At 41.8% G+C, this 22,263-nt stretch carries 19 protein-coding genes; 1 reads left to right on the top strand and 18 read right to left on the bottom strand.

Annotated elements, in window-relative coordinates; translation table 11 throughout:
* Positions 1-10: 10 nt before the first annotated feature.
* The 3 genes from BLQ87_RS05455 to BLQ87_RS05445 form a co-directional block, all read right to left on the bottom strand.
* Entirely contained in the window at positions 11-3,436 is a 3,426-nt protein-coding gene (locus tag BLQ87_RS05455; RefSeq protein ID WP_074605141.1) for a TonB-dependent receptor, read from the bottom strand.
* Positions 3,437-3,675: 239 nt separating this feature from the next.
* Entirely contained in the window at positions 3,676-4,836 is a 1,161-nt protein-coding gene (locus BLQ87_RS05450; protein ID WP_074605140.1) for a FecR family protein, read from the bottom strand.
* Between the two features lie 83 nt (positions 4,837-4,919).
* A complete protein-coding gene (locus tag BLQ87_RS05445) occupies positions 4,920-5,498 on the bottom strand; it encodes an RNA polymerase sigma factor (RefSeq protein WP_074605628.1) in 579 nt (192 codons plus the stop codon).
* A gap of 295 nt (positions 5,499-5,793) precedes the next feature.
* Between BLQ87_RS05445 and BLQ87_RS05440 the strand changes: the two genes are divergently transcribed.
* The gene (locus BLQ87_RS05440; protein ID WP_074605139.1) at positions 5,794-6,024 is read left to right on the top strand and encodes a hypothetical protein; all 231 of its coding nucleotides are present in this window, start codon (positions 5,794-5,796) and stop codon (positions 6,022-6,024) included.
* A gap of 18 nt (positions 6,025-6,042) precedes the next feature.
* Here BLQ87_RS05440 and BLQ87_RS05435 read toward each other — a convergent pair whose 3' ends face one another.
* The 15 genes from BLQ87_RS05435 to BLQ87_RS05365 form a co-directional block, all read right to left on the bottom strand.
* Positions 6,043-8,082, bottom strand: a complete 2,040-nt coding sequence (locus tag BLQ87_RS05435) for a tetratricopeptide repeat-containing sensor histidine kinase (protein ID WP_074605138.1) — start codon at positions 8,080-8,082, stop codon at positions 6,043-6,045.
* Positions 8,083-8,304: 222 nt separating this feature from the next.
* Positions 8,305-8,727, bottom strand: coding sequence for an MBL fold metallo-hydrolase (locus BLQ87_RS05430; protein ID WP_074605137.1), 423 nt, complete (start codon positions 8,725-8,727; stop codon positions 8,305-8,307).
* 73 nt (positions 8,728-8,800) lie between these two features.
* Positions 8,801-9,229 carry a DoxX protein gene (locus BLQ87_RS05425; protein ID WP_074605136.1) on the bottom strand — a complete coding sequence of 143 codons (429 nt, stop codon included), beginning with the start codon at positions 9,227-9,229 and terminating at the stop codon, positions 8,801-8,803.
* Between the two features lie 77 nt (positions 9,230-9,306).
* Entirely contained in the window at positions 9,307-10,098 is a 792-nt protein-coding gene (locus tag BLQ87_RS05420; protein WP_074605135.1) for a helix-turn-helix domain-containing protein, read from the bottom strand.
* Between the two features lie 58 nt (positions 10,099-10,156).
* A complete protein-coding gene (locus BLQ87_RS05415) occupies positions 10,157-10,798 on the bottom strand; it encodes a hypothetical protein (RefSeq protein ID WP_074605134.1) in 642 nt (213 codons plus the stop codon).
* Between the two features lie 5 nt (positions 10,799-10,803).
* On the bottom strand, positions 10,804-13,617 hold the full coding sequence (locus BLQ87_RS05410; RefSeq protein WP_074605133.1) for a TonB-dependent receptor: 2,814 nt from the start codon (positions 13,615-13,617) through the stop codon (positions 10,804-10,806).
* Between the two features lie 88 nt (positions 13,618-13,705).
* A complete protein-coding gene (locus BLQ87_RS05405) occupies positions 13,706-14,392 on the bottom strand; it encodes a response regulator transcription factor (protein WP_074605132.1) in 687 nt (228 codons plus the stop codon).
* Positions 14,389-15,750: a sensor histidine kinase gene (locus BLQ87_RS05400; protein ID WP_074605131.1), complete on the bottom strand. Its 1,362-nt coding sequence runs from the start codon at positions 15,748-15,750 to the stop codon at positions 14,389-14,391. The genes BLQ87_RS05405 and BLQ87_RS05400 overlap by 4 nt, the downstream gene beginning before the upstream one ends.
* A 104-nt stretch (positions 15,751-15,854) precedes the next feature.
* Positions 15,855-16,829: a 3-keto-disaccharide hydrolase gene (locus tag BLQ87_RS05395; protein ID WP_074605130.1), complete on the bottom strand. Its 975-nt coding sequence runs from the start codon at positions 16,827-16,829 to the stop codon at positions 15,855-15,857.
* Positions 16,830-16,892: 63 nt separating this feature from the next.
* On the bottom strand, positions 16,893-17,513 hold the full coding sequence (locus BLQ87_RS05390) for a hypothetical protein (RefSeq protein ID WP_074605129.1): 621 nt from the start codon (positions 17,511-17,513) through the stop codon (positions 16,893-16,895).
* Between the two features lie 74 nt (positions 17,514-17,587).
* Positions 17,588-19,924 carry a multicopper oxidase domain-containing protein gene (locus BLQ87_RS05385; protein ID WP_083361697.1) on the bottom strand — a complete coding sequence of 779 codons (2,337 nt, stop codon included), beginning with the start codon at positions 19,922-19,924 and terminating at the stop codon, positions 17,588-17,590.
* A gap of 3 nt (positions 19,925-19,927) precedes the next feature.
* Entirely contained in the window at positions 19,928-20,392 is a 465-nt protein-coding gene (locus BLQ87_RS05380) for a heme-binding domain-containing protein (protein ID WP_074605128.1), read from the bottom strand.
* Positions 20,393-20,400: 8 nt separating this feature from the next.
* Positions 20,401-20,976: a DUF3347 domain-containing protein gene (locus BLQ87_RS05375; protein WP_074605127.1), complete on the bottom strand. Its 576-nt coding sequence runs from the start codon at positions 20,974-20,976 to the stop codon at positions 20,401-20,403.
* Positions 20,977-21,009: 33 nt separating this feature from the next.
* Positions 21,010-21,483: a DUF3347 domain-containing protein gene (locus tag BLQ87_RS05370; protein ID WP_074605126.1), complete on the bottom strand. Its 474-nt coding sequence runs from the start codon at positions 21,481-21,483 to the stop codon at positions 21,010-21,012.
* A 171-nt stretch (positions 21,484-21,654) separates the two neighbouring features.
* On the bottom strand, positions 21,655-22,116 hold the full coding sequence (locus BLQ87_RS05365; RefSeq protein WP_074605125.1) for a hypothetical protein: 462 nt from the start codon (positions 22,114-22,116) through the stop codon (positions 21,655-21,657).
* Positions 22,117-22,263 lie beyond the last annotated feature (147 nt).

Below are 22,263 nucleotides of genomic sequence, written 5' to 3'. Positions count from 1 at the left end.
TATTTTATGATTAAAATCCCATACGAACACCAAAGGTGTATGACTTCACAGTTGGATAAGTGCTCACATCACGTCCCCCTCCGATCACACTTCCCGGATCATCACTCACCTCTGGATCTGGTCCCGGATACTTCGTCACCGTAAAGATGTTGGTCCCTGTAGCATATACCGACAAACTACTCATCCTCAGTTTCTTTAACACTTTTTGGGAAACATTATAAGCCAGTGTGAGCGATTTAAGCTTCAGATAAGAAGCATCATAGACGTTTAAATCAGTTAGCATTGGCGTATCATTAAACAGGTATCTAGGTCTTTCTGAACCGGGATTCGATTCGCTGTAATGATCCAGCACCCGGATTCCTTTATTTGGCAAACTATTGAAGCCCATGTCACTCACATCTTTCTGGTACATCAGGTCACCACCGTAAGAAAATGTAAACAGGGAGATCAGGCTAAAATTCCGGTAAGACAAGGTATTGGTATATCCACCAAAGAATTTAGGGGCCGCACGTCCGATAATGTCCTGCTTCCAGAACTGATCTTCGATTTCATAAGCCATGTCTCCAATGTTCAACAAAGGGCTAAAAATGTTCCAGTAAGGAAAGGCATTTTTGTAGTCGTCGAGTTGTTGTTGCGTCTTGATCACGCCTTTCGACACCCTGCCATACAACAAGCCCAATGGCTCACCTTCTTTCACAATACTGGTACCGAGGTTCAGTGCATTCCGGTCGTTTGGATTAGAAAAAGGTCCGCCATCGATATTAATTACTTTGGAGATATTCCTTGAAATATTGATCGCACCCGTCCAGCTGAAGCTCTTATTCCGTACAAAATCTCCATGCAGGTCTAGTTCCAGACCCCTGTTTCTGATTTTGGCAATGTTATAAATCACACTGTAATAGGAAGAGCTCGGTGCAGGTGTAAGATTTAACAATGCACCATCGGTTGTTTTGTTATAATATCCGAAAGTACCACCTAACCGGCCTTTGAAAAAAGCAAAGTCCAAACCAAGGTCCTGTTGAGTGGTGGATTCCCATTTGATATTGACATTCCCCAGCTGATTGGGCACCAATGCGTTTTTATCCGCATACGCATCCGGGGCATAGAGGGTACGCCACATGTGGTCGCCAATACTTTGGGTTCCGGTTTTACCCATACTGGCCCTGATTTTAATCTCATCTATCCACTTCACACTTTTCAGGAAATTCTCCTGAGAAACCCTCCATCCTACCGCTCCGGAAGGAAAATAGCCTACCTGATTGGACGGCGAAAATTTGGACGAGGCATCAGACCTGCCGGTAAAGGTGAAAAGATATTTATCCTTAAACACGTAATTCGCGCGGATATAGAAGGACAACAGGGAGCTCTGACTGGCTGGATTCGCACCTTTTACGGATACTGCCGTGGCCGCTGAACTTAGATTATTGAGTATAAAATCATCCGGATAACCTTTTCCTGTAGCAGAAAAGAAGTCGCTTTTATTGCTTTCCCAGGATGTTCCTGCCAGCACATTTAAACGATGATTTTCGTTAAACTCCTTATTCCAGGTTAGCGTATTTTCAATAAAACTGCTCAATGAATTGGAACTGGCCTGAGTTCCTAAACCGCCCTGAGAACTTTCACGTCCATAAAAACCGCCGATCTCCACAAAACTTGGGACATAGTTTAACTGGTTGTAAGCGCCATAATTAACAGAAAGCGTACTCTTAAACTTCAGGTCTTTCAGAATGTCATATTCGCCGGAAACAGAGCCCATCAGGGTATAATCTTTCGCCCTGTTCGTTCCTGCAATTACTGCCAATGGGTTTTGATAGCCCCTGTAATCCGAGTTAAGTAAACCAAGCTGGGAATAGGAACCATCAGCATTATAAGGAGCAAATGTAGGTGGTGCAGTTAATGCCTGCCCATAAACTCCGTTGGTAATGTTGTTTTTTGTATAACCGAAATTCAGGTTCGTAATTACCCGTAAACGTTTGGAAATCTCGCTGTCCAGGTTTATTTTTCCCGAAAGTCGGGTAAAATCAGTGCCTTTTATCGTTCCATTCTGATTGGTATAATTAAGCGACGTATAATACCTGGAACCAATGCCACCGCCACTCAGGGAGAAATCGGCATTTTGAGTAACACCGGTTCTTAGAATCAAGTCCAGCCAGTCTGTATCTGCATCTCCGAAAAAAGAAGGATCATTGATCATGCTCAACGCCTGTTTTGCTGCAGTCGTTGTCAGACTCATATTCAAACGCTTCCGCTCATTAATGTAATTAACAGCGCCTTCCCTGAGCCCGGTTTTGTACTGTTCTGCATTTAAGACCTTTTCTTTAATCGGCTTGTTCAGGCCTACATAATAATTCACGCTGAGTAATGGTTTGGAGTTCAGTTTCCCTTTTTTGGTGGTAATGATCACGACTCCATTTGCCGCTTTTGAGCCGTAAATCGCAGTAGCAGAAGCATCTTTAAGAATGTCAATGCTCTCGATATCGGAGATGTTCAAACCGGCAAGATTGTTCAGCCCCCTGGAAAATGCTCCGGAAACACTGTTATTAAAGTCCTCTCCGTAATTCGCAGCCTCTACCGGGTTTACGATATCAGACTGACCGCTGATGTAATTGTTGGAGATCACGGTAGGAATTCCATCAATGACATACAAGGGATCGTTTGTTCCCAAAAGAGAGGCTCCTCCGCGAATTCTGATCCTTACCGCACCCCCCGGAGATCCGTCGGCCTTGGTCACCTGAACGCCAGGAGCCTTTCCGGCAAGTGCGTTGTCAATGCTCATAAAGGGAACATCTCTCACTTCATTCACATTTACGGAAGAAACCGATCCGGTTAAATCTTTTCTTCGGGTACTTCCATAACCCACCACGACCATCTCATTGAGCTTGTTCAGTTCGGGCTCCATCTGTACCACCATTCCCTGCTTTGCCGGCAATTCCTTTGTGACAAGACCTACGCAGGAAAAAATAAGAACCGCATTTTCATCAGGTGCATTGATGGAAAACTGACCTTCTATATTTGTTGCGGTCGTTTTATTCCCCCCTTTGATCCGCACGCTTACGAGATTGAGCGGATTTCCATTGAGGTCTTTAACGGTACCATTGATGATCATGACCACCTTACTTTCTCTTCTGAAGTCCGGCTCTTTGATCTTTTCTTTCACCAGAATGGTTTTGTCAAAAATGCTGAAAGTAAAGGGCTGCAGACTGAAGATCTGCTCCAATGCAACAGCAATCGGAACATTCGTCAGCGTTAAGGTAACAGGACTCGATTTCTCGATGAGCTGTGCATCATACAGCAATTGATACCCGCTTAGCTTCCTAAGCTTTTGTAAAACATTTTTTAATGGGGTATTCTTCTCCGTTAAAGTGATCTGCTGGGAATACCCGGATGCTGAAACATGAAGGCAGCAGATCAGGACGATAATGGCAGTCAATTTCATAATTAAAATTAATTTAGATTTTAAATCGAAGAATGAAGGGAGACCTTTTTTAGGGCAATAGGGTTCCTTGTATTGAATTTTGAAATTCATACATTTGTTTAGTTAAGGTTGTGGTTCGTTGATTGAGTTATTTGTTTACGGCTTGCCTTAATAGAACCAGATGCGGTGCAACGCATCTGGTTTATTTTTTTTATGGCGGTGTATAAATGACTACATAGGCATTGTTTTTAGGTTAATATTTAGTGTTTTAAGTTGATCACTTTAATGGTCTTATTATCTATTTCAAACTCTATTCCTGCCGCTATTTCCAACATCTCCAGCACTTTTGAAAGGTTGACACTTCTGGAAATAAATACAGTAAAAAATCTGTTTTCCGGAACGTGGCTATAATCGACCTCTACATTATACCATCTGGAGAGCTGTCGTAAAATGCTTCTGAGGTCAAGCTCATTAAACACGAATTTTCCCTCTTTCCAGGCCGTAGCCATTTCAATATCTGCAGGTCCCGTCTGAATGGTCTTCCGAAGGTTAGCTTGCTGACCAGGCTTGAGTACGACAAAATCTTTTCCTTCTATCGGATTTACAACATTGCCCAATCTATGAATCAATACTGCTCCCTCCAGCAAAGTCGTTTTTGTAACGTCCTCGTCGGCATAGCTGCTGAGGTTAAAATGAGTTCCCAGAACTGACAATTCCTGTCGGGCAGTTTTAACCACAAAAGGTAGTTTTTTGTTGTGGGCAACTTCAAAGTAAGCTTCTCCGCTCAATTCAACTTCCCGTGTTTTTACATTTGCAAACGTTGCCGGAAAGCGGAGCGACGAAGCAGAGTTTAACCAGACTTTCGTCCCATCCGGCAGCACAATCTGGTATTGCCCACCTTTCGGCGTTTCTATCTTATTATATATCGGTTCGGCATTTTTTGCAATACTTTGATCAGAAAGGGTGTAAACCAGCTGTCCGTCTGCCGATTTACTGATGGCTACACCAGTCTCCTTAGCCAGTTGTCCATTTGCGGCATTGGTCAACACGATTCTTTTTCCATCAGCAAGGGTCAAATAAGCTTTGTTTCCTCCGGCAGGAACGTCTTGCTTTGCCATCATAGCAGGAGTTGATCCGCCAGGATTGAAATAAAAGAACAATCCACTGCTTAAGGCAATCAGCAGGACTGCCGCAGCGGCGAAGCGCGGCCATAAACGTAACGGACGCTTTTGAACTTCCGCCTCTTCATCGAGTCTGCTCCAGATATGGTCTATGCGTTGTTCTGCTTCTGCATCGGCAAGGTCAATCTCTTCATCTGTTCTCCATTGCAAATACCAGCTTTCCAGCATGCCAACCTCTTCGGCAGTACAATGTCCTGCATCGAATTTTTCAAGTAATGATTTTAGTTCTTCTTTGTTCATCTTCTGAGGGCATTAATGATCTGGGTTTAAAGATATAGACCATCAACTCCTGCCGAACAGGTAGATAATTTTTAAAAAAAATGTTAAGGCTTAATAAAGAAGGCCAGGAAGGTCAAAAACCAGAGTTTTGCCCGCAGAATTCTTAATGCATTGGTGACCTGCTTGGAAACCGTTTGCTCAGAAAGTTGTAACTGATCTGCGATTTCTTTGTGAGACAGGTGTTGCTTGCGGCTCAACTCAAATATTTCTCTCATTTTTGAGGGAAGTGCAGCGATCTCTTTCTCAATGAGCAGGGTCATCTGGTGCTCCCGGACAAGATGATCCGTAATGTTAACGGTACTTTTAGCAGTTTCAAAAAAGGAAGTAATATAAGCGGATTCAATGTCTTTATGCGCCATAAATTTAAAGACCCGGTTCCGCACCGCTGTATACAAATAACCAGACAAATGTGTTTTTAAAACAAAGCTGTCTCTGTTGTTCCATAACACCGCAAAAAGATCGTGAATGATGTCTTCTGCCTCATCGGCATTTCTTAAACGCTTGTAAACATGCAGGTATAAAAGATATTTGTACCTGTTGTAAATCTCGGTAAAAGCAGCCCGGTCTCCCTGCTGCAATAAAATAGCCAATTCACCGTCGCTAAGACCAGTATAAGTTATCATCCCCATGTTCCCCTTAACATAAAGGTAACAAACACCTGTCAATGTTGATTAAACAATTTTGAATTTTGGGGGCATTCTTCATCAGGTCTCAGCCCTCAAAGCAACAAACTCCCGGTTAAAAAACGCGGTTAAACGTATTTAAAACACTTATAATATTTCTAATTAGTAAAACAAAGGATAGTTATAGAAATTAGCAACACCATTTAAAATAATTAAAAATATTTATTTTATAAATTAGCAAACAATTTAAACAACAAAACGTTATAATAGCTGTAATCATCCAAAATATAAGCCAATGAACTCATTTGACATTGAAGTAACGGTAAGCAACAAAAAAGAAAAACTGCAGGTAGTTCCTTTTGAAAAAGAAAACAAATACAAGCTCCTTAATGGAGAGAAAGAGGTAGGAACGGTATGGCCTGCCAACGGAGAAAATGGTGGTCTATGGAAATCAGATGTATTCATGACCCATCAGCAACTGATTGAAATCGGTCAGAAAATTGCACTGCGTAACCAGTATGTATAATACATACTGGTTATTTTTTTACAGGGGAAGCTCAATATAAAAGATTGATCCTTTTTCCGGTTCACTTTCCACCCAGATCCTTCCTCCGTGACTTTCAATAATTTGTCTGGAGATGGCCAATCCAAGCCCATAAGGTTGTTCACCTGCAGTTCCAGACCTTTGTCCCTCGCCAGACATGTCAAATATTTTGGTTTTGATTGCTGCCGGAATTCCTATTCCATGATCTTCCACTGCAATTAAAACCCGATCTTTTCCTTCCTTTATACTGATGTTAATCGCTGCCGATTCCGGACTAAACTTAACCGCATTTCCTATCAGGTTGCTCATCACACGCCACATCTTTTCTGTGTTTACAGATATGGTCACATGCACCGCATGCAAAATCAATTGTTGCTTCTTCTCTTCTGCTTTGTGACGAAGCAGATTCACACAGTAATTCAGCAATACATATAAGTCTACGGGTTCTTTCTGCAGGTTTTCAGTCTTATTATTCACCTTGAGCAGGTCATTGACCAGATGAAGTGAATTTTGACCCGATTTCTTAATCATTTCCAGCATCTGCATGTCGTCCTCAGCGCGATCCTGATCTGCGAGCATTAAATCAGCCATTGCCGTGATATTTCCAATAGGATTGCGGAGGTCATGGGCAACGATCATCATCATCTTTACATTTTCCTCCTGGCTTCTTTCCAGAGAGCTCAGGGTTTTCTGCATATTGATGTTCTGTTCGGAAATCTGTCTATTTACCCTTCTGGAATGCCTCAGGTTATACCAGATAAAGAAAAGAATGATCATAACCATAACGATGCAAATCACTGCAGCAGCCAGATAGGCCGTCTTTAATTGATTGTCTTTATTCAGTAAGGCCAGGCGATATTTCTGCTCTGTATCCTTAAAAGCTTTATCCACATCAAAATTCTTTAACTCCCTGTCGGCCTTGATAACGGAATCACGGGATGCATCGCTCTTTTGTAAATAAGGATAAGCGAGTAAAGGCTTTCCATTTTTCCGGTAATACTCATACTTCAGCCTCACCCATTTGATCCTGATGTTGTTGTTCCTTTGTCCCAGACCATATTTGCAGGATAGAAAGTCTTCCAGCTCATTTAAGAGCCTTTCCCCTCCGGCATAATCCGAAAGCCCGATGTACAGGGCAGCAAGCTTTAATTTAGCAGTTTGTGCGTCCTGAATATCATAGCCCGGCCGGTCGTTGATCGCAATACTTTCTTTCAGGTATTTTTTGGCTTGTTCATCCTCCCCCTTTTTAACGTAAATCCCACCCAGGTTTCCATAGATCACACCACTGGCACTGGTAATAAAGGCTTGCCGCTTTGGGAAACGGGCTTTATTTGCAGCAATAAAATCCAGCGCCTTATGGTAATAAACAACGGCACTATCAAGCGCTCCAGATTTCTCAAAGCACAAAGCAATCGTGTTCAGATAGTTCTGAGGATTAACAAACAGGTAATCGAAGCCGGCTCCCGGCTTACAATCCTTATTTTCCACCATTGCTTCCTTAAAGAAAGGAATGGCCTTCCCATATTCTTCCTGGGTATACCTCACCAGTCCCAACTTAAAACTAAAGATAGAAAGCGCACAGTCCTCCAGGTTCTTGTCGGCAAAAGATCGCGCATCATAAAAGGTCTTAAATGCTTCGGTGTATCTTTTTTCAGCCATTAAGACCTCTCCGAGAAAAAACAGTGCATTGGTGTATTCGTTTTTATAAGTGGTTTCTTTTCCTTTTAACAACTGAAAAACACTGTCTGTATACAACCTGGCTTTAGGGATATTGAAATCATAATTCAGATAAATGTTAAACAGGTTATCATATTTTCGGTATAGATCTTTGATTCCGGGATGAGGGAAGCTACGATAAGCAGAATCCAAATGCCTCACTGCACGTTTATTCTGGCCATCGCCAAGATAAATACCCGCCTGATTGACTACAGTATCGAAATGTGCCGGATGATTGGCCGGCTCCTGTGCAATTTGCTTGCAGGAGGCCATCGAAAGCGCATAGACTAAGCCCAGGAAAAATAAGGTCACTCGAAAAGACATCAGCAGGTTTTATCTTTTATTCATATCACAAATCATTCCATTGTCAAATGAACAGGACATCCACCCTTTCTCAAACGGTTCTACCCTATGAGATCCATCTTTAAACGTACCTGTTCATTGAGGCTTCCAAAACTTCTTTTGCGACTAAATAAACATTCTGATCCGCATAAAACCCGTGCATGGTATCAAAATCCAGTTGATGCATCAGCGCTTTAATTCGCTTTATTTCTTCGATGGGTAAAGGAATCCTGTTGGGTTAAAGGTGGCTGCCCATTCATTCATCGTCGTATAATAATGAGGATGAGAAAAGGCAATCGCCTTTAGTCCGCCTTTGGAATTGATAAATTCAATGATGGGTTCATTTAAAAGGGAGATACAATCCCATAAAATGTTTCCTGCAGGTGTGATCACCAACAGCGCCCTTTGCCCAATACCAAAAGAAGGCATTATCTTCAGTTCATAAAGATGGTCGTTCAATTGTTTCGTGACCACAATATGATCTTTTGACAGCTCATCCAATGTGGTCCAGCCTTGCCCCTTTTCAGGAACATACTGTCGGTCGTCAACACATATCGGACACAACTCAAGCCTGATGCTGCTCGTTGGGAACTGCGTACCACAGGCGGTACAAATCTGATTCTTCATAGGGGATTTTAGGTTTATTTTAAAATTACAACTTCTTCCGGGACAATAAACGACCGCTGCTTTTTCCTGTTTATCAGTTTTCTCTTTTTAAAATCAACTCGTCGATGCTCCAGGGGTATTTTGGCGCTGTAGATAAGAGAAAAGCAGCTGCGCTAAACGTAAACACAGAATAATCGAGGGGATCTTTGAGGCCAAAAGAATAGGTCATGGCCAATGCGAATGCCAAGGTTAATGTGGAGGCTCCAAGGGAAATCCACCGGATTTGATAACCGATGAGTAACAGGATCGCAAAGCCAGCCTCGAAAATGGTGCTTGCAATAGCAAGGATTAAAACAGCGCCCTCCGGGGCAAAAGAATTTACCTTTCCAACATAGACCAGAAAGTTCTCCCAGCCTGAAGAATGACTCCCCAATAACCCCAATCTGCTGCTTACAGCAGATAAAAAACCCATGGCTAATGCAAATCGTAAGAGCAGTGTTGCAGTGTTCTGATATCTTTCCATATTTGTTTTGATCAGCTATAAAGGTGCAACAAGAAGCCCCCCTAAAGAATAGAGAATCCCGGAAAAAACATATAAGATTAATTGAATACCGTCTCTTTATAAGACTTTGGAGATATGCGGGTGTGTTTCTTAAAGAAATTAGAAAAGTAAAAAGGATCGTTAAAACCTAATGCATAAGCCACCTCTTTCACAGATAATTTTTCGTAAGTAAAGAGCCGTTTTGATTCGGAAACAATCAATCCAAAGATTACATTCTGTGCCGTTTTATTGGTATGAAGCTTTGAAAGCTCATTGAGCTTCGCTTCCGTAGTACCGAGAAGCCCGGCAATATCATTCACCGACAGGTTGTTTTTAAAATTACTCAATACAGTTTCCAGAAAACGAAGGAATAAAGCATCGGGCTTATAGAGCTCATCACCACGGTTAATTTTGCTACGGTTGACCTCAATCAGGATCAACTCAATCCTGCTGTGTACAGAAATCAGGTATTGATAAGGCCGGGTCAAAATTTCCTGCTCAATTTCTGTCAGCAGTTTTATGATCATTGCTCCATTTTCTACCTGGATGGCTTCATTCATTGCAAAATGACAAAATAAACCATTGTGAAAGATGAGTTCCATATCATGGTCTCCCTTGATAAAGAAGTCGTAGGTAAATTCCAGGATAATGCCTTTTGCATCATCCAGCGCTTTGAAATAATGAATTTGGCCGGAAGTAATCGTAATCAAGGTGTTTTCAGAAAGTTCGAATTCGTTCTCATCGATTACTAATGTTGCCCTGCCGGACGTACAAAAGGCCAAAACGTATTTCAACATACGCTTTGGCCTTTTCAATTCATCTATATCGTTAAAATCCTTTATTACAACCATATATATCGCATTAACACAAAGTTGAATTTAGAAATAAAAATGCAGATCAACCCGTCCTTTATGATTTCTTTTCTATAGGTAAGTCCTTTGGAACAGCCACATCCTCTGCCTTTACGGGAACATAATCAATTGAGGTGGCATAACCTTTTCCTGTTTTCGTCTCAAATCCAAGAATAGCGCCCTCTTTAGAAAACATTCCGAAAGGTCCGATTTTAAATGGAAGTTCCTTACAGATCCATAGGGTAAAACCGCCGGATGTCACCCCCTGACAGGTAAAACCTAAAATCTCCTTGGTTTTACCTGGCTTATCTTCATTACCGCCCTCCTTCTTATCACTTATCGCCAGCAAGGATTTCTTTCCATCTTTCTCGATGAGATGATAAGTGCCTTCAGCTGTGCCATCGCTATACATTCCTTTCTTACCTCCTTCAAAATCCATCTTTACCTTTACGCCACCCTCGCCTTCCTGCACCTCGGGACTTGCATGCTCAATTTTTGCAAGATTCCCGTTAAAATAAAGGACTTCCTTTGATACAGAAAATTCAGGAATCATATCCTTGAATTGCAATTGATCGGGTTTTAGCGAAGCATGCAGGTTGATACTAACCTCATAATTCACTTTACCCTGAGTTTTATCTTGCGCCTTTAAACTCAAACCAGCGATCACCATCGCCAGTACTAACATCACTTTTGTTTTCATATGTTCTATTTTTTATTTGATTTAGGAAAATGTCTGAATTTGTAAACAGCAGAGAGCTGAAAATACCTGCCAAGGGCATTGTTTCTTTTATCTTCTATATAGCCATTCCCCGTGACCCTGCTGATACTTTGATTCCGGTTCAGGAGGTCTCTCGCTTCTGCTTTAACAGAAAACTGTTTACCAAACTCTTTATTTAAGCCAGTGTTTAAGACCATCACATTGGTGTTGTAACCCTTGCTCAGGCCGGGCGTACTGAAACCATCGATACTTCCTTCCAAAGACATTTTAAGCGGGAGGATGACGATGCTTTCCAGGCCATAACTGAGCAGCCAGTTTTCCGCTGGCAAGGTGGTAAGTCTGGAAAATCTGCGGGTATTCCAGGAGGCACTCCCCCGCCCGCTAAAACTCACTTTATTACCCAGATAATAATTAACAGACAGCTCAGGGCTGACAGATAATGTCCTGATATTGCTTAAGAGGTTGTTGTTCATCAGGCTGCTTTTTGAATAGCTGCCATTCACTTCAGCCGTCAGTGAAGAACCATTTCCATCCAGCCTGATCGTTTTACCCATGTTTAAACCATACCTGTAGTTCCCGCTTACGTTGACCGGAGTAATCAGCTGCTTTCCCGTTGTCGCATCAGTAATCGTATGGTCTGTAATCTGCTGATTAAACCAGTTTAGATTAAAGGAAGCATAAACAGAATTTCCTGAACCGAGCTGGAAAGAGTTAAATGCCAGGGATAAACGCTGGCTCTTTTCCTGCCCGAGATCAGGATTACCTTTGCGGGTAAATAAAGGGTCAATATTGTCCTCAATAGGCTGCAGGTTGCTCACAGATGGCATATTGGTTTCCATCGCATAATTCAGTACCAGTTTTTGAGAAGCAGACACTTTGTAAGTCGCATATGCAGAGGGCAATAAAGCCCGGTAATGCTGATCTACACGATAGTTCCTGAGCAAAGAACTGCCGCGAACCTGACTTTGTTTGAAACCGGCACCAACCGTATAATTGAACTTCTTGTAGTTACCGGAGACCGACAATTTACTATTGTACTCGATTCTATCCGAAGTATAATTATCTGATAAGGCAGGAACAGGGTTGTCGTAATTGCCATTCCCCACATTTCTATTATTTACCTGACGAAGGTATTTCCCATGACTGTAGTAAAATTGCTGGCCTGCCTGCAAAAGATATTTTGAAGAAATGGGCTCAGTATAAACCAGGTTGTTATTCAGGTTATAAATATTACCGGTGCTCAACGTCTGCTGATCGGTATTTTCTGTGGTCTTTCTGTTGTCCGTATAAAGGTTATTGGCAGATTGATTCAGGTAATTGCTCTTGCTCTGAAAATACTCCGGAGTCGTTTCGAATACCAATGTGCGTCCTGCCTTCGTTAATCGGTGCTTAAACAGCGTATTGCCACTAACGATATTGTTGCTGGAATTGCTTTTAAACAATTGCGTTCCGTCATTTAGCGGAACAGGATTCGTTCCGACAGTAGCTGAACTGAAGGTCTGATCGGAATTTCTATCCGCATTACTTAAATTAACACGCGGACTGATTTTGATGGAACTTCGGTTACTGAGCTTAACATCAGTACTCAAATCAATACGTTTGTTATTGGTATGGTTTGTTTTTGTTCCCGATTGCAGATAATTATAAGGCGACTGCTGCAGCAGGTACTGTCTTGAATTGTCGAACTTATCCGTTGTCCGGTTGTCGTTAAAAAAATAACTGCTGCGAAGCTTAAGCCGGTCAGACCAGTCGTTATTAAAGTTTAAACCTCCATATTTTGTATCGGTGAGCCCGGATGGGCGGGCCAGTTCTGCCAAAGCCTCACTGTTTCCTTCAATCTTGACGGATTTCATTTTCGTGAGCTCTGATAATGCGGATGGAGGCAGGCTATTGAACATCTCCGGATTTTGACTAAGCAGTCTGATCAGTTCAGTGGTACTGAAACCCGATTTATTGACGTCATTGCCTTTCATGATCAAAGACATCTGCGCTTCATTCACAAAACTATTGACATTCAGTCCGGCTTCGTAGTGACCTGCATCACCCAGCCCTCCATTTAAATTACCAAAGTACCCCCGCTTTCTGTTTTTCTTGGTAATCAGGTTAATCGTCTTCTGCTGTTTGCCATCTGCAACACCTGTAAATTCAGCCATGTCGCTGTTCTTGTCAAGCACCTGCACCTTTTGTATCATGTCTGCAGGCAGATTCCGCGTAGCTATGGAAGGGTCACTACCAAAAAACTCTTTCCCATCCACCAATACCCGCTGAACGACTTCCCCCTGTGCTTTGATCGTTCCTGTTTTATCGATATTCACTCCGGGAAGTTTCCTCAATAAATCCTCTACTACGGCATTGTCTTTGGTCTTGAATTTTGCCGCATTGTATTCGATGGTGTCCCCTTTCATGCTTACCGCAGGCCCGTCATCTTTGATGACAACTTCCTTTAACTGAATTCCCCGGTCAGGCCGGAGATAGATAGTACCAGGAAGTGCATTGAACTTACCTGCAGGAATACTGAAATGAATCAGTGTATCCATATAGCCTATCGCATGGATTTGCAGGTGATAATCTCCTTTTTGAAGCCGATCAAAAACAATCAGGCCTTGTGAATCAGTTATTCCCGACTTTTTAACAGTCGTGTCCTTCTGCTGCGTCAGCTTAACTGCAGCATGCGTTAAGGCTGTACCGGTGTTCGCATCAATGATCGAAGACCTGACCTGTTGTTGTGAGAATGCTGGGCTAATCCATCCCAACAGGATCAGACTCATCAGCCAGAAAAATTTATTATTACTCCTAATCATGTCGCAAAACTAGGGCGACAACTTTCTAAACTGAGTTAATGAAGGTTGATATAACCTTAACAAAAGTTAGAAAAAGGCGATTAGGATGTTAGACGATGAGCTTATACCCTCTCCCACGAACATTCACAATCTGTACATTTACGTCCTGCGACAAGTACTTACGAATCCTGGTGATATAAACATCCATACTGCGGGTATTGAAAAAACTATCGTCACCCCAAAGCTCAATGAGCATCTCTTTTCTTGAAGTAATCTCATTTAAATGATTGGCCAGGCTCTTTAAAATCTCGGCTTCCCGTTGAGACATTCTTTGAACTTCCCCGCCAAAATGCAACTCCTGCCGATTGGGATCAAAGATGTAATTACCAAGATAATAAAGATCCGGATTGACATTTGGAGCCGTTCTGGTTCTTTTAAGAAGGACCTGTATGCGCATCAGCAACTCTTCCACACTAAATGGCTTCTTCATATAATCGTCTGCCCCGGCATGAAAGCCTTTTAAAACATCCTGGATTTCGCTTTTCGCGGTAAGTATGATCAGCGGAACATGCTTATTTCTGGTCCTGATTTCTTCAATCAGAGATAACCCGTCCTTCTGTGGCATCATGATATCGATAATACATAAGTCCGGATTAAAACGCTGAAAATGATCCAGACCTTCCAGACCATTGCTGGCATGACTGACCTTAAAGCCTTTCATTTCGAGGGTTTCTTTCACTACTCCGGCAAGTATTGGCTCATCTTCGACCAATAGTAACTTTACTTCATCATTCATTTCTTATTCAATTGGACGGTAAATACTGATCCTTTTTTCAACTGACTAACCACGCTGATTTCTCCTCCCATCTTTTCGACCAGACTTTTCACATGGCTAAGCCCCAGTCCATACCCCTTAACCTCATGAATATTTCCCTGTGGAACACGGTAAAATTTATCGAAGATATAAGCCTGATGCTCCTCACTAATCCCTATTCCAAAATCAGTGACGTTAAAAAAATAATGCTTTGAATCCTGTGTAACAGAGATTCTGATCAACTTCTCATTTCCAGGAGTATATTTAATCGCATTATCCAGCAGATTGGAAAGGACTGTTTTTAAAGCATCCGGCCATATATTGACCAGCTCATTATTGATTTGTAAATCAAGTTCTATTGCTACACCCTGCAACTCCATAAAGCGGGAAGCAACTACTTTCAGCAAGTCATGAAGGTAAATCATTTCCGACTTGCCAAGTCCATGATCGCCATGGTCCATTTTACTGAGGGAGAGTATGCCATCAATCAGTCCTTGTAATTTATAGAGCTCATCTTTGCTTAACCTCAGGTAACGCTCCGTTTTTTCCTGATCTTTTAAACCATCAAAATTCAATAAGACATCGTTGGTTGTACTTAAAATCGCCAGAGGCGTTTTAAGTTCATGACTGATATTACTGATGAAATCATTTTTCATGTTCTCCAGTTTTTTTTGCCGGTAAATGATCCGCGCCAAAAGAGAGATGCAACCTGTAATCAGCACCACCAATAGAAAAGAAAGTACGATAGGCCACAATATCTTAATGAGCAACAGCTTACTTACCCCAGAAAATTCGGCTGCAATGACCTGTTTATTGTTTTTCAGCTGAACAAGAATGGTTCCTGGAGAAGGATTGATTTTAGTTCCTTTCTTAAGGACAGATAACCTGAAAGGGAGGGTAATTTTTCGGTTTTTAAGCTCTTCGCGATAGCTTTTATTCAATACTGTCGGACTCAATTGAGAAAGAGAGCTCATCGAAAGCACCTCAGACAAGAAACTGTTCATGCTCTCTGTCGGTTCATTGATGGTAAATATAGTATCTGATTTAAGCTGTTTAGACCGGGAAATTAATTTTTGCAGACTCTTTGGATCCAGATTTCCTACATTCAGATTTGTGGTAGCTAACTTAACAGAGCTTTTTTCTCCAAATATTGCCTTTTTACCCGGCAAGGAGCCTATAATTGCACTATCATAGGCTTTTTGCAAAGCATCAGTAGCCAGCTGCTCAAAGCTGACTTGCTGGTTTGCATAAGTCATGCGTAACCAGTACAACTGAAATATCAAAACTGCCATTGCAGTCGGGATCGTGATGTACCAGATGCGCTTAATAATAAAGTCCATTGACAAATATAAGTCAATGGACTTTAAACTATTAGCAGAATTAACATTCGTTAACAAAACTGCAACAATCTTTAACTTCGGACCAAGGGCCTGATTTTTAAAATCTATTTTGCCGGTGTAATCACAATCTTTCTGAATTCAATCGGCCCGTGATCTCCCTGAATATAGATCGGTCCGGCTTCGCCCTCATTGCTGTCCAGTGCACCGCCGGTAATCCCCGGGATCTCCTGATTGCTGATCACCGTTTTTCCGTTTGCAACTACCGTTACTAATCGGCCAACCAGGGTAATATCATAGCTCTGCCATTGATCAGGACCCAAAGCGGCAATTTCATTTGGCGGTAAGAAACCATATACTCCGCTAAACAATACACTTGAAGGATGTGCGTCTTTCGGACTGTCTTCAATCTGTACTTCATAGCGGCCTCTTAAATACACCCCACTATTGCTCCCTTTTTGGTACCTGAATTCTACATGCAATTTAAAATCTTTAAACTTTTGGTCTGAGATCAGGTTAGCACCGGAATGCGGACTGGTCAGTACGCCATCTTTAACGAGCCATTGGTTTTTACCCATTGCTTTCCAGCCAGCCAGGTCTTTTCCATTGAACAATACAATCGGTTTCGCCCATGTGGTTGCCACCGTATTTTTTAGCGCCGGTGCTTTCACACCTTTCCAGCTATATTTTTTTCCTTCACTACTGATCAGGGTACCATGGATTTCAGTTCCCGATACTTCTCCTTCAATCAGTACATCCTGAGTACCTTCCTCCCATTGTGGTGGAATGGTAAAACTGAACTTGCCCTTATCAAAATTCACTTTTGAAACGGGACGTGCACTTCCGGATGGTCCTACAAAATAACCAACTAAAGTACGATAACCCGAAAGCTTAACCTCCAGCCAGGAAGGTACAGATTTCCCATTTTCGTCCATAGTGATGTCCCAGCGACCAATTAAGTCTTTTGCAGTTACTTCCTGCTGAATATTAGCGGATGGGAAATGGTCTGCTGCAAACAACGCATTTGCCGACCTAAGTGTTAACAGGCTGCTTAGCCCCAATAAGAAAAATTTTTTATTCATATGTGGTTCAAATGATAATGATTAGGGATCGTAAGATAAGATTTATTCTGCAATTGAGTTCCGCTATTTCTTCGTGAGCAACCTCAGGTCATTCAGGTCTTTCTTTAAACCAATGATCAGCTCGGTCAATAATTCCACTGTATGGTCGTCATGATTTAACAACCGGAAACTTTCCTCATCCGGAAGGACAAAACGCCTTTTCAATACCAATGGAATCTTATAACTTTCTGCCGTCAAAGCGCAGGCATAGAAATACAGGCTTTCGATAAACTCAGATAAGGAACGTTCATAATAAAGTTTCAACTTTTTATAGCTTTTGGATCTTTTAAAGACCAGGATATATGGCCTGAAACGTAAAGCCTGCACCACAAGAAAAGGATCTCCCAAATCCTCCACCTCATCAATACCAAACCTTAAGATCAGTTGTTCTTTACAATAAATCAGTTTTATCTGGGCTTCCAGGCAATTTTGAACGAAAGGATCTTCAATTTTTTCAAAGAAACCGAGGTCCTCTATGCATTGTTCATATGGATCATTGAAATCTTTCGCATAAGATTTCATAGATTTCTTAAAAGTCAGGAAGTACGTATACTCATAAAGATCTGAATGCATCTGCGTAAGCAACACACCTAAACCTCTGATAAACAGATTAGAATCATAAGGATCATTTCTTGAAATCTTCATACTACCTTTATTTTCTTAATCACCCAAAAACAGGGATTCAGCTCGGTTTTAAACTTAAAAATAAAAAAGCAGACTTAATAACTTAATGTGATTCCGCCACCATAGCCCATATCACTATCATAATGGGTAGACAAAGAGAAATATTTAGTAACGATATAGCGGAAACCTGTCATGTATTCTTTATCTGTGTTCGCCGAAAAACTAAACCTTAACCTGTTCGTGATCGGAACATCTTCTCGTTTTAGCTGGAAGCGCAGCTTGCCCTTGCTATCCACCCTTGCTTCGGCAACAATAAGCATGGGCAAGGTATACTGAATACCGGCAGTGATTGCCTTTCTGTTCTTCTGATTGCTCAACTGTCCAAACATATTCTTCTCGTTTTCATTTCTGACCGGGTTATAATGATAATCGAAACCTATAAATGGAAACAGCCATTGGGTTTTACCCAGGTACCTGCCGAAATAAGTCTCGCTTTCCATACCATGATGTGCTTTAAAGCCCAATCTCCATTCGGTAGAAAGACGGTAACGGGTATTGGATAACATAAACTGTCCGTCGCTTCCATTGCTTTCCAGTCCGGCCATTCCCATCAGATGAAACTTCCTGTCGTCGCTGTTTAGCATACGTTGTGCATACTTAGGATCTGGAATTTCAGGGTTTGGTGGGGAATTTTCATAGCTGAACACCCTTCCCATCCCACTCATCATGTGGTAAAGAATGTGGCAATGAAAAAACCAATCGCCACTTTCCGTAGCTGCGAATTCAAGGGTATCGGTTTCCATAGGCAGGATATCCAATACATTTTTTAACGGCGCATATTCTCCCTGTCCGTTTAATACCCTAAAATCATGTCCATGTAAATGCATCGGATGGCGCATCATAGAGTTGTTATAGAGGATAATTTTCACATTCTCTCCTTTTTTGATCAGGATTCTATCCGATTCAGAAACGGTTTTATTATCCAGCGTCCAGACATAACGGTCCATATTTCCGGTCAGCTCAAACTTCAACAGCCTTTCCGGTCCTTTTCTTAAAGTAGTCTTCTCTGTCGCACGCAACATTCCGTAGTTTAAGGTTACAATTTCAGCATCAACTCCTCCCATCTCCATGCCTGCCATATTTCCCATGGCGTTCTTTTGATCCATGGCTTTCCTATCATGGCCCTTCTTTTCTGCTTCCTTCTTTGTTTTCCCCGTTTCGGCTCCCGTAATCTCCGGATACATGACATTGTTCATGTCCATTTGCTGATTGCTCATCTCCATCCCTTCCATTGGCGCCATGCTTCCATCCATTTTCATCATGTCGTTCATCATCTTCATCCCCTCAAAATACTTCAGCTTTCCTAAAGGTTTTGCCGGCATCTTCATCCCGCTTCCCAGCCAGATGGAGGTCGAATTGGTGCGATCTTCTGCAGTAGACAAAAACTCATACTGCATATTTTCAGGAATCGTGACCACCACATCATACGTTTCAGAAGGAGCAATAATCAAACGGTCTACTTCCACAGGTTCGACATCATTCCCATCGTTTCCGACCACAGTAATCTTTCCTCCGGAGTAACTGAGCCAGAAATAAGTAGAAGCTCCCCCATTGACCATCCTCAGCCTGACCTTATCCCCAGCTTTAAACTGAGTATAGCTAAGCTCAGGTTTCCCATTGCTGAGAAACTTCTCATAATAGACATCACTCACATCCATGGCACTCATGCGCTTCCACTCGTTAGTCAGCTTTGTCTTAAAATGCCCCTTTTTTATCGCTTCAGCATAACTTTGGGTCGTTCCTTTTTTAATGGCAAACCAGTCGTTAGCCGTATGTAAAAACCGGTCTGCTTCCATTGGATTTATATCCGTCCAATCGCTCAACACTACCGGAATCGTCGGAATCTCAGGTTCATTTACCTTGTTAAAGATCAGTGCCCCATACATTCCACTTTGCTCCTGCATCTCTGTATGACTATGGTACCAATAGGTGCCATTTTGAATGACCGGGAATTTATACACAAAGGTTGCATGAGGTTTAATCGGCAGCTGTGTCAGATAAGGAACCCCATCATAGCGGTTAGGTAAAAAGACACCGTGCCAGTGGATCGAGGTCTCCATATGCATGAGGTTGTGCACATATACAACCGCAGTATCTCCCTCGGTAAAAGTCAGCACAGGTCCGGGAATACTGCCATTAATGGCGATCGCTTTTTTCTCCTTTCCGGAATAATTAACCGTCGTATCCTTAATGTACAAATCATAACGCACCGATTTAGGCTGCGCTTTTACTTTTGAGCTGCTCTTGTCAAATACAGTTTTCTTCAATTCTGGTTTCTGTTGCTGCTTAGCCGGCATCTGATGTCCTTTATGCTGTGCAAGAACCATTTGCGAAAAGCTAAACAACAGTACCGCTATCCATATCTTTTTCATGTTCTATTTGTTTAATGAAATGCCATCCCTTGTTTTACTCAACCAACTCAAGACTAATGCTTTATCAGCTAAAGACAACTTCGCATTTTTGTGAATGAGCGTATAAGAAGATAAGGGCATGCTGTTGTCTTCTAAACTACCCGTAATAGATTTTAGTTTACTTTTCTGCTTTCGCAGGGAATAAGTTCCAAACTCATTAAAATTCAGTTCGGCTTTACCTTCCCTGATGTGATCTGCCAGCCACCAGGCCAGGGGTTGAATATTGGCGTACCAGGGATAAGTCGTGCTGTTGCTATGACAATCATAACAAGCTCTTTTGAAAATCCCATGAACCTGATCCGGCATCCCATAAAGGCTACTTATATCAGCTTCAGGAACCTGCCCGCGTTCATTGCGGACAGGTCTGATCAACTGAATAATTAGAAATAAAGCGAATAAGGTCAATAGCACCACCTTTGTCCTTTTCATGAAATTGTCTAATTAAGTTCTTCCTTTACCGATCCGCAATCGAGCATTGATTTCCCTAAATACGGATTACGGATCTCTTTTGTTTCGCTGAGCCAATTCGCTCCTTTGTTGTCATTATACATTGGACAATGGTCAAAATATAACTTCTTACCGGTTCCTACCGCCTTGGCCAGGTCATAGATATCCTGACTCAGACTTTCAAAATGTTCTCTTTGATGGTGGAGATTACCGACATTCTCTCCGATATGCTCGGCATGTTCCTTCACACCAGCTTCTATGTCATTATAGATTTTAGCCTGATCAGCGCTTATCGCGGATTTATCAAATGAGGCCATGGCTTTTGTCATTACATTTCCAGCCTCTGCTGCCGCTTTATCATCATCTGCTGCCAAAGCGTTTTTCAATTGCAGGTAGCCATTGATGATTTCATCTGCCGGAGCAGGTTTTGTTTTTTCTGATGAGATTACGGATGCAGTGGTATCGGTATTTTGAGTAGCATCAGCTGGACTGGTCGTAGGGTTGCTATTGCTGCATGCAGCAAGAAATAAAGTAGCAAGCAATGTACTAAAGATGAATAATTTCATTTTATTAGATTAAGATAAGTTAATTTTTTAAGATTATTTTAGTGTTTCCGTTACTTTGCCGCAAGTCAGCATTGCGCTTCCGTAGTAAGGGTTTTTGATCGCCGATTCCTTACTGAGCCAGTTGGCCTTTTTCATCGGGCACCAGATCTTGTAAATCGGATCAGTACTGAGCTTTACAGACTTGGCAAGCGCATACATATGCTCGGAAAAATCTACAAGATAAACCCGTTGTTCCTTCAGGTCTTTTGTTGAAGACAGTGCCGAAGCATCTTTAAGCAACACTTTACGATCTGCCTCAGGAAGGCCTTTTACCGCTAAAGCTGTTTTTGAAAACGCTTCAGCCGTAGTCGCTGCCAGTGCGGGATTACCTTTCAGCAAGGCATCTTTGATCTGATAATATAAATCCAGTAACTGACCCGGTTTGGAATCATTGGTATTGTCCTGTGCAAAACCATTTTGCGCAGAGAAGGTTGCGACGAAAGCAACGATAAGAAATATCTTTTTCATCTATTCTTTTGTTTTTAATTGTCAGATGGAGCCTTTGATGATTAAAAAATTATTGTCCTCCGGACTTAATGATTTTTTTGATCATGTCGGGTTCATTTTGATTGAGTTTTATGTTAAAAGGTAAAAGGGATTAGCGCAATGCTAATCTGAAAATGCGGTTAAAACATCATCTCAAATCTGAAAACTCTGTACGGCAATCCTGATATCAGGAATGGGGGGATGATCATCCCGAACATGATATTTGGGACGAAGTAAGTACAATGAAGACACTGAAGCCTCCAAAAGAATGTAATTGGGAAATATAAGGGTATAAAACGGCTGATCAATACTGAACTCCGAAACCGGGGGGCTCAGTTTATCGGTCTTTTCGATTTTTTGAACCTGATCTGTACAACAGTCGTCAGTTGTTTTTTGCTCTTTTGAGGAATGATGGTGATCTCCTTTTAGCGCATGATGATCATGTTCGCCTTTATGGTGATGGTGATCTGCTTTCGATTCCTTAACATCATGATGATGGGCTTTAACAGCCCCCATTCCCAGCCCTACCGAACAGGCAAAACCGACCACCGTATTCAAAAGGAATACGATCAGCAGGAAGACTGCTTTTCGCGATATGCCGGAGTTTCTGTTCATCAGACACAAAGTTAAATCAGTTCTCCTGCAAGATTTTACATAATTCCGCGAAATTTTTATATCCTATTAGCCTCCTAAAGCAGTAATTTTTATTCTGCAGCCAGCAAAAGCAGCGCACAATAAATTTGAAATCTAGTTGCATAAAAG

The organism is Pedobacter steynii, from assembly GCF_900103665.1.
GTDB classification, from domain to species: domain Bacteria; phylum Bacteroidota; class Bacteroidia; order Sphingobacteriales; family Sphingobacteriaceae; genus Pedobacter; species Pedobacter steynii.
This window is presented reverse-complemented; position numbering and strand designations above follow the sequence as displayed.

What these genes read in the sequence shown, in the direction of transcription:
- BLQ87_RS05410 (WP_074605133.1), bottom strand. Translation starts at nt 13,617, where the DNA reads ATGATTAGGAGTAATAATAAATTTTTCTGGCTGATGAGTCTGATCCTG.
- BLQ87_RS05420 (WP_074605135.1), bottom strand. Translation starts at nt 10,098, where the DNA reads ATGGTTGTAATAAAGGATTTTAACGATATAGATGAATTGAAAAGGCCA.
- BLQ87_RS05425 (WP_074605136.1), bottom strand. Translation starts at nt 9,229, where the DNA reads ATGGAAAGATATCAGAACACTGCAACACTGCTCTTACGATTTGCATTA.
- BLQ87_RS05390 (WP_074605129.1), bottom strand. Translation starts at nt 17,513, where the DNA reads ATGAAGATTTCAAGAAATGATCCTTATGATTCTAATCTGTTTATCAGA.
- BLQ87_RS05365 (WP_074605125.1), bottom strand. Translation starts at nt 22,116, where the DNA reads ATGAACAGAAACTCCGGCATATCGCGAAAAGCAGTCTTCCTGCTGATC.
- BLQ87_RS05385 (WP_083361697.1), bottom strand. Translation starts at nt 19,924, where the DNA reads ATGAAAAAGATATGGATAGCGGTACTGTTGTTTAGCTTTTCGCAAATG.
- BLQ87_RS05450 (WP_074605140.1), bottom strand. Translation starts at nt 4,836, where the DNA reads ATGAACAAAGAAGAACTAAAATCATTACTTGAAAAATTCGATGCAGGA.
- BLQ87_RS05380 (WP_074605128.1), bottom strand. Translation starts at nt 20,392, where the DNA reads ATGAAAAGGACAAAGGTGGTGCTATTGACCTTATTCGCTTTATTTCTA.
- BLQ87_RS05370 (WP_074605126.1), bottom strand. Translation starts at nt 21,483, where the DNA reads ATGAAAAAGATATTTCTTATCGTTGCTTTCGTCGCAACCTTCTCTGCG.
- BLQ87_RS05375 (WP_074605127.1), bottom strand. Translation starts at nt 20,976, where the DNA reads ATGAAATTATTCATCTTTAGTACATTGCTTGCTACTTTATTTCTTGCT.
- BLQ87_RS05440 (WP_074605139.1), top strand. Translation starts at nt 5,794, where the DNA reads ATGAACTCATTTGACATTGAAGTAACGGTAAGCAACAAAAAAGAAAAA.
- BLQ87_RS05455 (WP_074605141.1), bottom strand. Translation starts at nt 3,436, where the DNA reads ATGAAATTGACTGCCATTATCGTCCTGATCTGCTGCCTTCATGTTTCA.
- BLQ87_RS05435 (WP_074605138.1), bottom strand. Translation starts at nt 8,082, where the DNA reads ATGTCTTTTCGAGTGACCTTATTTTTCCTGGGCTTAGTCTATGCGCTT.
- BLQ87_RS05395 (WP_074605130.1), bottom strand. Translation starts at nt 16,829, where the DNA reads ATGAATAAAAAATTTTTCTTATTGGGGCTAAGCAGCCTGTTAACACTT.
- BLQ87_RS05415 (WP_074605134.1), bottom strand. Translation starts at nt 10,798, where the DNA reads ATGAAAACAAAAGTGATGTTAGTACTGGCGATGGTGATCGCTGGTTTG.
- BLQ87_RS05400 (WP_074605131.1), bottom strand. Translation starts at nt 15,750, where the DNA reads ATGGACTTTATTATTAAGCGCATCTGGTACATCACGATCCCGACTGCA.
- BLQ87_RS05445 (WP_074605628.1), bottom strand. Translation starts at nt 5,498, where the DNA reads ATGATAACTTATACTGGTCTTAGCGACGGTGAATTGGCTATTTTATTG.
- BLQ87_RS05430 (WP_074605137.1), bottom strand. Translation starts at nt 8,727, where the DNA reads ATGAAGAATCAGATTTGTACCGCCTGTGGTACGCAGTTCCCAACGAGC.
- BLQ87_RS05405 (WP_074605132.1), bottom strand. Translation starts at nt 14,392, where the DNA reads ATGAATGATGAAGTAAAGTTACTATTGGTCGAAGATGAGCCAATACTT.